The sequence below is a fragment of the Pseudidiomarina mangrovi genome (assembly GCF_003999375.1).
In the GTDB taxonomy this organism is placed as follows: Bacteria; Pseudomonadota; Gammaproteobacteria; order Enterobacterales; family Alteromonadaceae; genus Pseudidiomarina; species Pseudidiomarina mangrovi.
This window is the reverse complement of sequence record NZ_RJLC01000017.1, coordinates 49,532-64,774: the sequence shown is the minus strand read 5'-3', so window position 1 is coordinate 64,774 and position 15,243 is coordinate 49,532. Positions and strand designations below refer to the sequence as shown.

Here is a 15,243-nt window from a genome sequence, read left to right as displayed (position 1 = left end):
GAACCCATCAATCATGAGCTGGCTAATTCGATTAATGCCATGGGCTTTGGCGCTAACGGCAATGCCTGCTTGGGCACAAACCGATGCTGCCGAGTTACGCTGGTTTGAGGTGGAAGTATTAGTCATCAAACACCAGCAGCCCGACGGCCCGGTGGAACATTTTGATTGGTTGCCGCCAGCCACCGCAAAAGCCACTGCCAATGACTTGTTGAGCGGTTACTATGCGCCCAATTTTTGGGCCCTGTTACAGCAATTGCCGGAATGCCCGCGTGACAATTGGCAAACCATCTTTACCGATAGCACAGCGCTACCCTGTCATGATTGGGCCGAACTCAACCTGCCAGATGGCAAGGATTGGTATCAGCCGCAACGTATCTTAGCCAGTTTTGCTGAGGCGCCGGTAGTCATTGATGGTGGTGGCGGTGATATCAACCAAACCAGTCAACCGTTTTTGATGCCAGCCAGTGCCCATCAGCTCACCGAACTGCGCCAACAATTGGTGCGCCGCAAGGTGGCAACCCCACTGCTACACGTCACCTACAGACAGCCGGTGTTTAACCGCAATCAAGACTTTCAAATGCGCCTATTTGGTGGCCGCAACTATGCCGAAGCGTTTCTGCCCAGCGGCTATCAACGGCCGCCACGGCAATGGTCAGTCGGCCATGCCGACCAGCCCATACAGGCCGATCCGCTGCAACAATTAATGGAGTTACAACAGCAAGGGCAGCTCACCTTCCGGGTACAACAAGCCGATACACCGCCGCCACCGCCCACTGTGGATGTCAGCCAACTAGCGCAACAGCCGGTATGGGAGCTCGATGGCTTGCTGCACATCTACCTAGTCGGCAACTATCTGCATATTGATAGTCAGTTAGAGCTACGCCAACCACAGCCGGTAGTATTTAGTAGCATCAGTTTGGCTGAACAGGCTCAAGCGGCGCTGCAACAAGGTTCTAATAATCTATTTTTGCGACGCTTTGAGCTGGACCAATTACGTCGCGTGATTAGTCATGAAACGCATTATTTTGACCACCCCAAATTTGCGCTGGTGGTACAAATTCGACGCACCGAACTATCGGCGCGACGGTAACATTTAGTTTAGCTGTTAGGATTATTTATGGTTGCTCTTCGCTCGCTTTTTATCACCGCTACCGCCGCTTTGTTGGTCGCTGGCTGTCAACAACAACCGCAAGCCGTAGCCGCCTGTGATGTCGCCGTCACGCCTATTCACAGCATTCAAGGCTCTGCCATGGTCAGCTCCCTGCTCGGCCAACAGGTTACCGTGCGTGGCGTGGTGCTCGCTAGCTGGCAAGCTGAGGAGCAACTCGGTGGCTTTTATCTGCACAGTTTGGAACACGATAACGATCAGGATGTAACCACCTCCGAGGCACTATTTGTTGCTACGGACTCTGGCTTTCCCGAGCTAACTGCGGGGCAGACCGTGCTGCTAAGCGGCACCGTTAGCGAAACCGCACAAGTGACCGGGTTAAGCCAACCATCACTGCTGCAAAGCTGCGGCGAACAAGCCCTGCCTGCCGCTCAATTACTACAATTGCCAGTCACCTCAATGAGTCAGTTTGAAGCACTGGAGAATATGCCAGTACGCTTTGCACAAACCCTGGTGGTCACCGGCCATTACCCATTAGCCCGGCATGGCCAATTTCAAGTTGCCGCTCAGCAACAGTTCACCGCAACCCAGATTAGTGCACCTGGAGCTGACGCATACGCTGCCAATCAACAAGCCTTACTTGGCCGCCTTAGCGTTGATGACAATAAGGCCGAAAAACCGGCTCAAATCAGCTACCCAAGCCCCGAATTAACTGCTACCAACACCTTGCGCAGTGGCGATAGCGTCAGCCAATTGGTTGGCCTATTGAGTGAATTCAATGGCAGCTACCAGTTGCAACCCACCCAGCAACCACAATTTAGCCACAGCAATCCGCGCCCCGCCAACCCACCGGCGCCGGCTGAGCAAACTCTGCGTATCGCCGCCTTCAACGTGCTCAATTACTTTAATGGTAACGGCCCAGATAAAACCTTTCCGACCGATCGTGGTGCGAAAACCGCCGCTGACTTTGCTCGTCAACACGATAAAATTATCAGTGCCTTGACTGCTTTGAATGCCGATATTATTGGCTTAATGGAAATTGAAAATGACGGCTATGGCAGCAGTAGTGCCATTGTTGAACTAACCACCGCGTTGCGCCAACACAGTGGCCACGATTGGCGCTTTGTTAATGCGGCGCAGGCCCAAGATAGTGGCCGTTTCGGTACTGATTCTATTACCAACGGTTTGCTCTACCGAGCTGACCGGGTGAAGCCACACAGTGACGTTATTACCTCACGGCAGGCTCCATTTGGTACCCGCAGCCGACCACCGTTAGTGCAGCAGTTCCAAGCCTTGCATAATAGCGAGCTGTTTGCCGTTGCGGTCAATCATTTTAAATCAAAAGGCTCATGCCCACGCGATGGTAACCAAGCCAATGCCGATCAAGCTGACGGTCAAGGCTGTTGGAATGCGGTTCGGCTGGAATCTGCACAATTACTCACCGAACTCATGCAACAATCACCGTTGAACACGGTGGAACACAGCGTATTGCTGGGTGATTTCAATGCCTATGCTATGGAAGACCCAATCACTTGGTTCAAACAAAACGGCTACCACAACCGCATTGAAGTGTTTGAACCACAAGGATACTCCTATGTATTCAATGGTTTTGCCGGCAGCCTCGACCACATTTTGGTATCCACTGCATTACACAACCGCGTGGTTATGCAACGCCATTGGTCAATCAACGCCGATGAGCCAACGGCGCTGCAATACGACATGCACCGAAGCAATCCCAATTGGGTGGATAGCAGCCCATTCCGGGCCTCTGATCACGACCCAGTATACGTTGATATTCAATTTTAGACGGTCACGCTGTCACACATAGTGGTTAGTGTTCATCTGTGCTAGTAACAGACTGACCGTGTTGCCACAGGAACTATGTTGTGTACAGAGGATTCGGAACGCCCATAGCTGCGAGCATCATTCGGCAAGCCCAACAGGGTCGCCGTGATGCCCAGCAACATATCTTCGAAACCTTTCAAACTGCGGTACTCACCAGTCTGCTGGGCTTATGCCGTGAGCGCGAGCTTGCCCGTGACTTAGCCCAAGACGTATTTATTCAGGTGTTTGCCAAAATTCATCAACTACGCGATGTTACCGCCTTTGGCGGCTGGCTCAAGCAACTTACGGTGAACTGTGCCTTGGCACATTTTCGCAAACAGTCGTGGTTAGTCCTTGAGGCCAACGACCAGCATCAGCCGGTGGATGAGCAGCCCTATCAACAAGCCGATTGGTTAAGCCATTGTGATGACATTGAACAACTTATGCAGTGCTTAACCAAAGCCGAGCAACAACTGGTGTGGTTATACTTGGTTGAAGATTATAGCCATCAGCAACTTGCTACCTTGTATGAGGTGCCAGCAGCGACTATTCGTCAACGCTATCACCGCGCATTAAAAAAATTACAACAGGCGGCAAATCATGGAGCCGAACATGGATAAATTATCTCGCAGTCCAGCTGAACAGCAACTCAGTAAGCGCCTGCAGCAAGCAGCAGCTGCGCAAGTCAGTAATGAGCCAGCGCTGGCATGGCCGCTGCCGACAGCGTCGAACCGCCGCTGGGCATGGGGCATCGTGCCGTTGGCCACAGCCGCCGCGGTGGCATGGCTGGTGGTTGGCGACTATACCTTGTCGCCAACCCTGTCACCTACCCAGCCACAACAGTACGGCGCCAGCACACCGCCAATGTTAATGGCAGAAAATTATCAGCTCGAAGCCTTAGACCAGCGTATTCAGTACGCTTATCTAAGCGGCGCCGACGAGCAAACTATCAGCCAGCTATGGGCACAACGTGCCTATTGGACAGCCAAAGACCGTATCAATCAGGAGTGGACACAATGAAACCCATACCAGCCTTTAGCCTCATGTTCGCGCTACTTTCTATTGCCGCTATGGCACCTGTAGCCAGTGCCCAACAAGGGGTTGACCTAGCCCGCGCCGCCGCCGCTGAACTGGCGAAAGAATTAGGCGACAAAGAACAAGCTACCTATGAAGAAGCAGCACGCAGTTACTTTGACTGGGGCGCCATCATTCGCCCGGACGGCAAGGTGCTGTCGGTGCGTGAGGGGTCAGTTGCCGCCACTATGGGGCTGCGCGAAAACGATCAGGTTGAGGGTATTAACGCTTTACAGGTAAGCGGCGATTCACTCGGTGAAGTATTGCAGTATTTGGCCAGCTTAGAACATGGTAGCCAGCTAACAGTACAGATCAAGCGTTCCGGAGAAGACCTGCAACTTACTGGCCAAGTGCTAGCTACCGTAGTGCCGGGGTGGCGCCTGCACATCGAATTACCGCGGCGCGACCATGTCGCCGGCGTCACCGCCAGCAGCAGTGCTTGTGGTCGACTCAGTGTATTTTTACAACCCAGTATTATTGACCACTACCCAGCCCGGATCATCAGTATTAATGGTGAGCCGCTGAAAAGCCTCAGCCCCAATTTAGTACTACCGGTGGGTGAGCATATTATTGGCTTGGTCGAATTGATTGATAACCGTCAGGTTAGCCGCAGTGGCGCCATTGATCAGGTCAAACTGTTATCGGTGGTGGTTGAAGCGGATAAAAAATACCATCTCGGTTCTCATTTTGTTCGTTCCAAGCGTTATGAGCGGGCCAATCAGAACTATTGGGAACCAGTGGTGTGGAAAGTCACCGAACAGTCTTGTTCACTCGACTAACTGGTGCTTTTTGTCACCCAACTGTCATTGTATTGTGCTAATCTAGCGCGCATAAAATTATGGTAGAGGTTGATTATGCGCGCTCATTCTAAACGGCTAAAATACCCAGCGATTGCACTCGCTGTTGGTCTATTAACAGCTTGTCAAAGCCCCGCCCCAGTTGCACCTAGCACACCACCGTCGATCATCTTTATGGTCGGCGATGGCATGGGCTTTGAATATATTTCTGCCTATCGCTATGCCCACAGTGAGCTCGGCGCTGAGGCCCTTACACCCACGGTATTTGACGATTTGCTGGTGGGCGCAGCCACGACCTACCCCGATGATGATACCTGGGTGACAGATTCTGCAGCCGCTGCCACGGCGCTAGCAACTGGGGTTAAATCGTACAACGGCGCCATTGGACTGGATACTCAACAGCAACCGCTGACCACCATGATGGAAGTTGCCAAGCAGCAAGGCTGGGGCACCGGTGCGGTGGTTTCCGTACAGGTGACGCACGCTACCCCAGCCGCGTTTTTTACCCACCACGCTTCACGCACCATGTACGATGCCATTGCCGACAGTTATGCTCAACAAGTCAGCGCTGGTGAATGGGGCTTTGATGTTCTGCTTGGCGGCGGACAGAGCCATTTTGTCCGCGATGATAAAAACTGGCTACCGGAATTAACCGCACAAGGGCTGCACATTGCGACCGAAATTGAGCAACTCAACCAGTTGCAACACACTCCAGTACTTGGCTTATTTGCGCCACTAGCGCTGCCGCACAGCATTGATGCTGAACCACAACTGGCAGCTATGACAACGCAGGCTTTGCGGCTGTTACAACAACAGCAGCAAAGCACTGGCAAGCCGTTTGCCTTAATGGTTGAAGGCAGTTTGATAGACTGGTGTGGGCATGCTAATGATATCGCCTGTGCCGTGCACGAAGTGGCCGATTTCGCCAATGCTATTAAGGTGGTGTTGGAGTACCAGCAACAACACCCAAATACCTTGGTAGTGATCACCGCTGACCACTCCACCGGTGGTCTGACCCTAGGGCAAGGCGGCGAGTACGCTTGGTATAGTGACAAAGTGATGGGCATCAAAGCCTCGCTGGAGGTAATGACCCGTGGCTTGCTCACCCGTCAACCGAGCGAGTTCCGCGACTATTTAAGCCCGCTACTTAACTTGCCGCTTACCGAACAACAGTGGCAGCAGTTGGAGGCAGTACAAGTACCTGACGAGTTGCGTGGTCGCGCTCGGCAAATGCCTCATGGTAAAGTGTTGGTGGAGATTATCAGCGCGCATACTCGCACCGGCTGGACCACCACCGGCCATACCGCCGTGGATGTACCAGTGTTAGCCATTGGCCCAGGTGCGGAAAAATTCCGTGGCTACCAAGACAACACCGAAATTGCTAAGCTGTTGCTGAGTATTATGCAACAACAGTAAACAGGAGATGGTTTGTCACAATCCAAACTTGCTACCTTTTCGATTGCCGCCGTTGATAGCCTCAGCGGCGAGTTGGTGGTCGCTAGTTGCTCAAACTATCTAGCGCTCGGGCCATTAGTTCTGCACTGCGCGCCACCGGCGGGAGTGCTGTTAAGCCAGTCACAGGCGCACCCCGAAGCCGCGACCGTAGCGCTGCAGTATCTGCAACAGCACCCTGAAGATGTCGACGGTAGCCTAGCCCAGTATTTAGCCAATGATGCCCACCGTGAGCACCGCCAAGTGGCGCTGTTAAATGCTCAGGGCCACTCCCGTGTATTTTCAGGCCAAGCTTGTGTGCCAGTGGTAGAGCACTACCAAGCACCGGGGGTGGTGGCTATTGGTAACATGTTGGTGGCCGGTACCGTGGCGCAGATGATACAGGCCTTTAACCGCGCTCGGCAGCAGCCGCTGGTAGAACGTTGTGTCGCCGCGCTGCAGGCTGGCGCCCGCCATGGCGGCGATAAACGCGGCAAGCTGGCGGCGGCGGTGCAAGCGTGGCGGCCACAACTATCCGCCTATAAACAGCTTAATGTGCGCGTTGATGCCAGCGCCACGCCACTCACTGAACTGAGCCACTTAGTGCAGCTTCATAGGCTCTATCATCCGCTGACTGCACTGACCTTTATCCACCCCGCTCAGTTCAGCCCAGACGCCACTACGCTGCTGGCACAATTGCCGCTGCCAGACAGCGCGGCTGAGCGACAGCAATGGCTACAACGGCATAATTTAGCTCACCACCTAAACCCACAAGACAACACCCTCAGCACCGCTCTGCTTGCGGCCCTGCCAATTCTCACGGCGCTATGGCGAGCTTAGAAATCACGCCAGTTTTCCACCATAAAGCGCTGCCGCTTGCGGTTAAATTGGGTGATCATGGCCGGTAGTGGCGCATGACTCAGTGCTGCTGGTAGATCATAGCTATGCACCTCACGAAACTGCGATTGTAAATCTGGTACCTCGCCACTAATGACCATCACTAGCTGGCAAAAATCACGCTGCTGCAGGGCTAACTCAATGCGGTTGGAGCCCATTTCAATCGCTATGCTATCGGCTGCGAGGGCTATCACTGGGCCGCCCTGTTGTCCCGCTATGGGCACCTCCACCCGCGACGGCACACGGCTAAAGGGCAACGGAAAACAACTGTCGGCGCCGAGCTGCAGTGGAATGGTATTCATCGGGTAGCCCGACTGGTCGGCATTTTCGAGCTGCGCTTGGTAGGTACGCACAAAGGCTTCAATGCGCACGTTATGTGTTTGCAGCGCTGATGCTATATAAAAGTGCACCACAACGGCCGTTTGTTGCTCATTGAGCTCGCACTGTGAGCGAAAAATCACTACGTCTTTTTGCAGGACAAAAAATTTATACACCACTAAACCGAAAAACAACGACGGAATGATTAACGCTAAGGTGGCTAACAAAGCCCGCACCGGCGCACTAAACCAGAGCGCGTGATGACTCCAATCTTGTTCTTTGCCCATCAACTCAATGAACATATCATTCCATAACCGATACCACGGCACGGCTGGTTCGGCCGCTTGCGCGGCAATAATACTCAGCACCGCGGCCAACATCACAATGCTGAGAATGAACAGTCCAATCAGGCGGGTTAAACTTTGCGCCGCAATAAAACGGCGAATAGCAAAGTGATTACGCGGATGCAGTGACATCTCCATAGTCTCCTGTGAGCGAGCATAAAGGGTGATGATAATGGGTTGTTGCCATCATTAACACGGTTTGCTGCTGCGATCTATCTTCTGCTGGCCTGCGTATGAGGGTATGCTTAACCTATCGGACAGAATAAGGACCCAGCATGGCACATTGGTTTTTATGTAGTATGGGTGCCAACCTACAACCAGAACAAAATTTTGCCAAAGCCCGCAGCGCGCTAGTGCGCCTCGGCGAGGCCTATTATTCGCGGGCGCTCTATACCAAACCAGTCGCAATGAACAGTACTCACGATTTTCTGAATGCCTTGTTTATTTTGCACACTGAGCTTGATAGCGTAAGCCTCAAGCAACAATTCAATGCCATTGAGCAACAACTCGGGCGCGACCGCAGTGATCCGCAGAGCGCCCTTAAAGATCGGCCTATGGACATTGATATTCTCGGTCCATTAACGCCCGAAAGCGCCGCCACCAGTTGGCGCCAAGTACCCGATTATCTGCACAGTGCGGTCAGCAGTTTGCAGCAACTGTTTCAGCAACTTGAGAGCACCGAATGAAGCAACAGCACATTGCATTAGTTACCGGCGCCGGTCGCCGCTTTGGTTTTGCCCTAGCGCAAGCATTGTTAGCCGAGGGCTATCAGGTGATTGCGCACTACCATACCTCGCGTGATGGGGTGGATGCATTACAGCAACAAGGTGCCATACCGATGGCTGCCGATCTGGCCGATCCGCAGGCGGTGCAAGCCATGATCACTGAGATCAAGGGCACTTACCAACGGCTTGATTTGCTGGTTAACAATGCCTCCTGCTTCTTCAACAATGCTCGCGTTGATGATGATCTAGCCGCGTTACAAGCGGTATTTCAGGTGCACGCGATAGCACCCTATTTACTCACTCATGGCCTGACTGAATTGCTGCAAGCATCAGCTAATGGGCTGGTGGTTAATATCACCGATATCTATGTGGATAGCCCGTCTACAAACTATATCGCCTATTGTGCCGCCAAAGCCGCCTTGGCCAATCTCACCCTAGCCTTTGCCAAGCAACTGGCGCCTAAGGTGCGGGTCAACGCCATTCAACCCGGCCCGATTTTATTTCTCCCCGAACACGACAGTGCCCATCGTCAGCAGGTGTTGGCACAAACCCCATTACAACTTGAAGGGGGATTACAACCGATGATCGACACCGTGCGCTTTTTGCGTGACAACCGCTTTATGACCGGTGAATCGATTAAGGTTGATGGTGGCCGTGCGTTGAATATTTAGCCGCCGCTACCCACGCTAAAATTCACTTACAATTAATGATTCGCGCTACTGAGCAATTCAGCTATGGTGTAGGGGTCTATTTAATCGGTTTCCCAACCTAAGGGCCCCTCATGTCACAAAAATTGTTGACCTTATCCAAGCTTGCCGTGCTCTGCGCGGCGGCACTCAGCTTCACTGCGCATGCCAGCGATGGCACCAAATTACTGCGCCAGCCAGATATCAGCAGCGACCTACTGACCTTTGTCTATGGGGGTGATATTTGGGTCAGCCAACGCGACGGCAGCCAGCCGCGGCAATTAACCACCCACGCCGCCAATGAGTTCGCACCGAAATTTTCACCGGACGGCAACTGGATCGCCTTTTCTGCCAGTTACGATAACAACACCGATGTGTATGTGATGCCGGCCCAAGGCGGCCAAGCCACACGCTTAACCTGGCACCCGAGTGCCGATGTGGTAAATGGCTGGAGCCCAGATGGCAAAAACGTGGTGTTTGCCTCTAACCGTGAAGTACTCAATAGCCGCAGCAATCAATTGTTTGAAGTGCCAGTAAACGGCGGTTATGAACAAAAAGTTATGGCTGCTGTAGCGTTTGAAGGTGATTTTCACCGCAATGGCAAAAAACTGGCGTATCGCCCTAATAACATGGCCTATTCAGGCTCTAGCGGCTGGCGTTTGCATCGCGGTGGTAGCACGCCACCCATTTGGATTATCGACCTTGAGCAACAGACCTTAGACAAAGTGCCACACCCCAACGCGAACGAGCACAATCCGTTTTGGCTCGGCGATGATGTTTATTTCCTGTCGGACCGTGACAACGTAGCAATGAATTTATATCGCTATCGCAGCGGCAAGGTCGAGCAGCTCACTCAACTGAAAGACTGGGATATTCGCAGCGCCAGTGGTCACGGTGATGCCATTGTTTATGAAGCCGGCGGGCTGTTGTATCAGTTTGACGCCAAACGCGGCAACAGCAAGGCCATTACCGTGAACCTCACAGTAGCCGGTCCACAAACCCGACCACAATGGAAAGACGCCAGCAAAACCCTCACCTCAGCACGGCTATCAAGCAGCGGTCAGAGAGTGTTGATAAGCGCCCGTGGTGACGTATTTACTGTGCCGGTGAAAGATGGCAGTACCCGCAACCTAACGCAAAGTTCAGCGGTGCGTGAATTCGCTAGCTTATGGAGTGCCGATGGTCAGCGTATCGCCTACCTGCATGATGATGGCAAACAGCAGCAGCTGGTGATTACCAATCAAGCCGGTGACGAGCTGTTACAGCGTCATGAGCTGGGCCAGTCGTATCATGAATTACTCGCTTGGTCGCCCGATAACAATCGGATTGTGTACAGCGACAACCATTTAAATCTGTATGTGTACGACCTAGCAGCAAAAAGCAGCCAAAAACTCGCTACCTCGCAGCGCCGTGGTGATGTGCAAGTCAGCTTTAGCCCAGATAGCCGCTATTTAGCCTACACCGCCGATGGTGCTAACTACTTTAGCCAAATCTATCTATATGACTTCACCACCAACAGCTCACAGCGGGTTACCGATGGTTTGAGCCATGCTGATAGCCCGGTATTCAGTCACGATTATTTATTCTTCGCGGCATCGGTTAATACCGGCCCATCACAAGTGGGGCTAGATTTATCGACCCAAGAACGGCCGGTTCGCAAAGGTATTTATGCCATGGTGCTGCGCGCTGATGGGCAATCGCCGTTACTGCCTAAAGCCGGTGATGAACCGTTAACCAGCAGTGAAAAGGACGACACCAAAGCCGACTTCAAACTCGACAGTGACAATTTATTGCAGCGTATCGTCGGCCTCCCCATCGCCGAACGTAACTACGGCAACTTGGCGGTAGCGGCGGATGGCGCCCTGCTGTACATGGAGTATCCGCAGCCAGGTGGCAGTAATGAACCACCGGGTGGCAATGGCTTTGCTGGCAGCTTAATGCGCTTCGACTTTAGCGAACAAAAAAGTGCTGAAGTCACGGCTGGGGTGCTAGATTTCAACCTAAGCGCCGATGGCAAGAGCTTACTCACTATTCAACCGGGTGGCCGCCTCCAGGTCGGCAATGCGGCGGTAAAAGCCGATTTGAAAGCCGTTAATATGGCGGATGTGCGTAGCTTTGTGAACCCGCGTGAAGAATGGCAACACATCTTCACCGACGCGTGGCGCATGCAATTGGAGTATTTCTATGATGCTAACTTGCATGGTATTGACTGGCAGGCAGTGTACGCCAAATACCAGCCACTACTCGCCCACCTGCAGCGTCGGGAAGACCTCAATGAGGTGCTGGTAGAGATGATTGCCGAGTTGCAAGTAGGTCACAACCGCATTGGCGGCGGTGATGTGCATCAAGAAGGCAGCTCTAAAGTTGGCTTATTAGGTGCTGATTTCCGCGTCGTCGACAACCGCTATCAACTGGCTACCGTCTATCAAGGTGATCGTTGGAGCCCTTATTTGCAGGCCCCTCTGGCAACCCCTGGGGCAACGGCAAAAGCCGGTGAATTCATCATTGCCATCAATGGCCAAGAGCTTACGGCCAAGCAAAATATTTTTGCCGCACTTGATAACACCCAAGGTAAACAGATCGTCCTAACGCTGTCGAGCCATGCCGATGGTCGTGAACCACGAGAGATCACGGTACAACCAACGGCTAACGAAGCGCAGCTGCGGTTATGGCACTGGGTTGAACGTAATCGTCAACAGGTTGACCAAGCCAGTGATGGTAAGCTTGCCTATGTGTACTTGCCGAACACCGCCGGTGGTGGCTTCTACTTCTTTAACCGGATGTTCTTTGCCCAAGTTGATAAGCCCGGCTTGATCATCGATGAGCGCAAGAACGGCGGTGGTCAAGCAGCCAACTACATCACCGAAATCTTAGCGCGGCCGCTACTATCGGGCTGGAAAGATCGTGACGGCCTTACCTTTTCAACACCGGGTGGCGTCATTGCCGGCCCGAAAACCATGTTGATTGACCAAGATGCCGGTTCTGGTGGTGACTTCTTACCCTGGGCGTTTAAGCGTCTTGGCTTAGGTAAAACTATTGGCACGCGTACTTGGGGTGGTTTGATTGGTATCTCAACCAATCCCAACATGATTGATGGCGGCTTTCACGTGGTACCGTTCTTCCGCTTCTATACCCCGGATGGCGAATGGCGGGTAGAAAACGAAGGCGTGGCGCCGGATATTGAGGTTGAGTTAGACCCGATTATGGTCAATCAAGGCCGTGATAGTCAGCTTGAGCGAGCTATTGCTGAGACCTTACAACAGTTGCGCGATAACCCGCCAGCTGATCATAGTAAAGCCCCAGCAATGCCTACCAAACTCGGCTTATAGCCGGTGTGGCGTTGGCCAGTTGAATCATCAACTGGCCAACATTTGCCGCAGTACATAGTGCAAAATACCACCATTTTTGTAGTAATCGAGTTCATTACCCGTATCAATACGGCATAGCACTTGGAACTCAGACACCGAACCATCATCACGTTTAGCATAAACGGTCAACAGCTGGCCGGGCTTCAAGTTGTCGTCAATGCCGACAATACTGATTTGTTCGTGACCATCGAGACCAAGGGATTTGGCATTTTTGCCGTCAATAAATTGCAGCGGCAACACCCCCATGCCAACCAAGTTAGAGCGGTGTATACGCTCATAGCTCTCGGCAATAACGGCTTTCACACCAAGCAACGTTGTGCCTTTAGCGGCCCAATCACGGCTTGAACCACTGCCGTATTCTTTGCCCGCTAAAATAACTAACTCGGTCTGTTCCTGCTGATAACGCATCGCGGCATCATAGATAGCCATTTGCTCACCGCTGGGCAGATGCTTGGTGAAACCACCTTCAACGCCATCGAGCATCTGGTTTTTGATACGAATGTTGGCAAAGGTGCCGCGCATCATGACTTCATGGTTACCGCGCCGTGACCCGTACGAGTTAAAGTCAGCAACCGCCACCCCATTGTCCTGCAAGTATTTGCCGGCTGGCGATGATGGCTTAATAGACCCAGCTGGGGAAATGTGGTCCGTGGTAATGGAATCACCAAACAACGCTAAAACACGCGCATCAATGATCTCTTGCAGCGGCGCTAATGGCTTATCAATAGCATCGAAATACGGCGGATTCTTCACGTAGGTTGAATCATCACTCCAGTTGTAAGTTTGCCCTTCACCAATAGGGATAGCCTGCCATTGCTCGTCGCCATCAAACACCGCCGCGTACTCACGCTTGAACATGCCATCATCCACCAATGCCACGGCATCGGCGATAGCACGGTTCGACGGCCAAATATCACGGAGATAGACCGGCTCACCGCTACTATCGTGACCCAATGGGTCGTTGGTTAGATCAATACGGGTGGTACCAGCCAGTGCATAGGCGACCACCAGTGGCGGCGACGCTAGCCAGTTAGCTTTAACATCCTGATGAATACGGCCTTCAAAGTTACGGTTGCCCGACAGCACTGAAGACACTGCTAAGTTATGTTGCTGAATGGTTTTGCTAATGGCATCGGGTAATGGCCCCGAGTTGCCAATACAGGTGGTACAACCATAACCAACCAAATTAAAGCCGAGTGCATCTAAATACTCACTGAGGCCAGATTTAGCGAGGTAATCGGTCACCACTTTCGAGCCTGGGGCTAACGATGATTTCACCCACGGCTTACGCTGCAAACCTTTCGCCAAGGCATTTTTGGCGAGCAAGCCAGCGGCCATCATGACCCCAGGGTTCGAGGTGTTGGTACAGGAGGTGATAGCGGCAATCACAACATCACCGTGGCGTAACTGGTAATCTTCACCTGCTACCGGAACCGCGTTATCGGCTTGGTCTAACTGCCCAAGGGTTTCTAAAAATAGGTCAAATTGCTTACCTAATTGCGGCATGGTAACGCGGTCTTGTGGCCGTTTTGGACCAGCTAACGAGGCCTCAACATGGGCTAAATCTAGCTCCAAACTATCGGTAAACATCGGCTCATAGCTGCTATCACGCCACATGCCCTGAGCTTTACTATAAGCCTCAACCAGCGCAATAGTGTGGGCATCGCGGCCTGTCAATTGCAAATAGCGCAGGGTTTCTTGATCGACTGGGAAGAAGCCACAGGTAGCGCCGTATTCAGGTGCCATATTAGCAATAGTGGCACGGTCGGCTAGCGGCAAATGGTCTAATCCAGGCCCGTAAAACTCCACAAACTTACCCACCACACCATGTTTACGCAGCATTTGCGTAACAGTCAGCACTAAATCGGTGGCGGTAACGCCCTCGGCTAACTTGCCACTTAAGCGGAAACCAATCACTTCGGGGATCAGCATCGATACTGGTTGCCCTAACATAGCCGCTTCGGCCTCTATACCACCCACGCCCCAACCGAGCACCCCAAGGCCGTTGATCATGGTGGTATGGGAATCGGTTCCCACTAAGGTGTCGGGCATAACGAAAGTCTTATCATCAACGGTTTTGGTCCACGCCACTTTGGCTAGATACTCCAGATTCACCTGATGGCAAATGCCCGTTCCCGGTGGCACCACACGGAAGTTTTCGAAGGCTTTTTGGCCCCAACGCAAAAATTGGTAACGCTCAAAGTTACGCTCCATTTCAATGGCCACGTTTTCTTTGAAGGCGCCATCGGAGGCAAATTTATCAACCATCACGGAGTGGTCAATCACCAGATCAACCGCTGATAACGGGTTAATTTGCTGCGGATCATGACCCGCTTTTGCCACCGCATCGCGCATGGCTGCTAAATCAACCACCGCCGGTACCCCAGTAAAGTCTTGCATCAACACCCGTGCCGGCCGAAATTGAATTTCACGCTCGGAACTGCGCTCACTCAGCCATGCCGCCATGGCTTCAATGTCATCAGCCACCACGGTTTGGCCATCTTCATGGCGCAATAAGTTTTCCAGCAACACTTTTAACGACACTGGAAGCTTAGCCAACTCGCCGTGCTTGCTGACCTGCTTAGCCAACGCCGGAATGCTGTGGTAATGATAGGTTTTACCCTCAACATCAAGGGTTTGATGGGTGTTGAAACTGTCCTTACTGGTCATA

General features: G+C 52.6%; 12 protein-coding genes. 10 read left to right on the top strand and 2 right to left on the bottom strand.

The window, feature by feature from the left end; genetic code table 11:
* Positions 1–13 precede the first annotated feature (13 nt).
* From EFO84_RS09585 to EFO84_RS09555, 7 genes are all read left to right on the top strand, one after another.
* On the top strand, positions 14–1,090 hold the full coding sequence (locus tag EFO84_RS09585; protein WP_127347844.1) for a CsiV family protein: 1,077 nt from the start codon (positions 14–16) through the stop codon (positions 1,088–1,090).
* Positions 1,091–1,117: 27 nt separating this feature from the next.
* Positions 1,118–2,914, top strand: a complete 1,797-nt coding sequence (locus tag EFO84_RS09580) for an ExeM/NucH family extracellular endonuclease (protein ID WP_127347843.1) — start codon at positions 1,118–1,120, stop codon at positions 2,912–2,914.
* 80 nt (positions 2,915–2,994) lie between these two features.
* Positions 2,995–3,552, top strand: a complete 558-nt coding sequence (locus EFO84_RS09575) for an RNA polymerase sigma factor (protein WP_127347842.1) — start codon at positions 2,995–2,997, stop codon at positions 3,550–3,552.
* On the top strand, positions 3,545–3,952 hold the full coding sequence (locus tag EFO84_RS09570; protein WP_127347841.1) for a hypothetical protein: 408 nt from the start codon (positions 3,545–3,547) through the stop codon (positions 3,950–3,952). The genes EFO84_RS09575 and EFO84_RS09570 overlap by 8 nt, the downstream gene beginning before the upstream one ends.
* Entirely contained in the window at positions 3,949–4,785 is an 837-nt protein-coding gene (locus EFO84_RS09565) for a PDZ domain-containing protein (RefSeq protein WP_127347840.1), read from the top strand. Before EFO84_RS09570 ends, EFO84_RS09565 begins: the two co-directional genes overlap by 4 nt.
* Positions 4,786–4,860: 75 nt before the next feature.
* Positions 4,861–6,219: an alkaline phosphatase gene (locus EFO84_RS09560; protein WP_127347839.1), complete on the top strand. Its 1,359-nt coding sequence runs from the start codon at positions 4,861–4,863 to the stop codon at positions 6,217–6,219.
* A gap of 12 nt (positions 6,220–6,231) precedes the next feature.
* A complete protein-coding gene (locus EFO84_RS09555; RefSeq protein WP_127347838.1) occupies positions 6,232–7,074 on the top strand; it encodes a DUF1028 domain-containing protein in 843 nt (280 codons plus the stop codon).
* On the opposite strand, the gene EFO84_RS09550 is transcribed toward EFO84_RS09555, so the two are convergent.
* On the bottom strand, positions 7,071–7,925 hold the full coding sequence (locus EFO84_RS09550) for a hypothetical protein (protein WP_127347837.1): 855 nt from the start codon (positions 7,923–7,925) through the stop codon (positions 7,071–7,073). The genes EFO84_RS09555 and EFO84_RS09550 overlap by 4 nt on opposite strands.
* A gap of 143 nt (positions 7,926–8,068) precedes the next feature.
* On the opposite strand from EFO84_RS09550, the gene EFO84_RS09545 reads away from it, so the two are divergent.
* From EFO84_RS09545 to EFO84_RS09535, 3 genes are all read left to right on the top strand, one after another.
* Positions 8,069–8,479 (top strand): 2-amino-4-hydroxy-6-hydroxymethyldihydropteridine diphosphokinase, encoded by a 411-nt coding sequence (locus EFO84_RS09545; RefSeq protein WP_127347836.1) that lies wholly within the window; start codon positions 8,069–8,071, stop codon positions 8,477–8,479.
* Positions 8,476–9,189, top strand: a complete 714-nt coding sequence (locus EFO84_RS09540; RefSeq protein ID WP_127347835.1) for an SDR family NAD(P)-dependent oxidoreductase — start codon at positions 8,476–8,478, stop codon at positions 9,187–9,189. Before EFO84_RS09545 ends, EFO84_RS09540 begins: the two co-directional genes overlap by 4 nt.
* 110 nt (positions 9,190–9,299) lie before the next feature.
* A complete protein-coding gene (locus EFO84_RS09535) occupies positions 9,300–12,533 on the top strand; it encodes a S41 family peptidase (protein ID WP_240642685.1) in 3,234 nt (1,077 codons plus the stop codon).
* Positions 12,534–12,560: 27 nt separating this feature from the next.
* Here EFO84_RS09535 and acnA read toward each other — a convergent pair whose 3' ends face one another.
* Complete coding sequence (acnA, locus tag EFO84_RS09530) at positions 12,561–15,242, bottom strand: aconitate hydratase AcnA (RefSeq protein ID WP_127347834.1); 2,682 nt, start codon at positions 15,240–15,242, stop codon at positions 12,561–12,563.
* Between the last annotated feature and the right edge of the window lies 1 nt (position 15,243).

Coding starts and splice junctions, on each gene's coding strand:
- EFO84_RS09585 (WP_127347844.1), top strand. CDS start 14: ATGAGCTGGCTAATTCGATTAATGCCATGGGCTTTGGCGCTAACGGCA.
- EFO84_RS09580 (WP_127347843.1), top strand. CDS start 1,118: ATGGTTGCTCTTCGCTCGCTTTTTATCACCGCTACCGCCGCTTTGTTG.
- EFO84_RS09570 (WP_127347841.1), top strand. CDS start 3,545: ATGGATAAATTATCTCGCAGTCCAGCTGAACAGCAACTCAGTAAGCGC.
- EFO84_RS09565 (WP_127347840.1), top strand. CDS start 3,949: ATGAAACCCATACCAGCCTTTAGCCTCATGTTCGCGCTACTTTCTATT.
- EFO84_RS09560 (WP_127347839.1), top strand. CDS start 4,861: ATGCGCGCTCATTCTAAACGGCTAAAATACCCAGCGATTGCACTCGCT.
- EFO84_RS09550 (WP_127347837.1), bottom strand. CDS start 7,925: ATGTCACTGCATCCGCGTAATCACTTTGCTATTCGCCGTTTTATTGCG.
- EFO84_RS09545 (WP_127347836.1), top strand. CDS start 8,069: ATGGCACATTGGTTTTTATGTAGTATGGGTGCCAACCTACAACCAGAA.
- EFO84_RS09540 (WP_127347835.1), top strand. CDS start 8,476: ATGAAGCAACAGCACATTGCATTAGTTACCGGCGCCGGTCGCCGCTTT.
- EFO84_RS09535 (WP_240642685.1), top strand. CDS start 9,300: ATGTCACAAAAATTGTTGACCTTATCCAAGCTTGCCGTGCTCTGCGCG.
- acnA (WP_127347834.1), bottom strand. CDS start 15,242: ATGACCAGTAAGGACAGTTTCAACACCCATCAAACCCTTGATGTTGAG.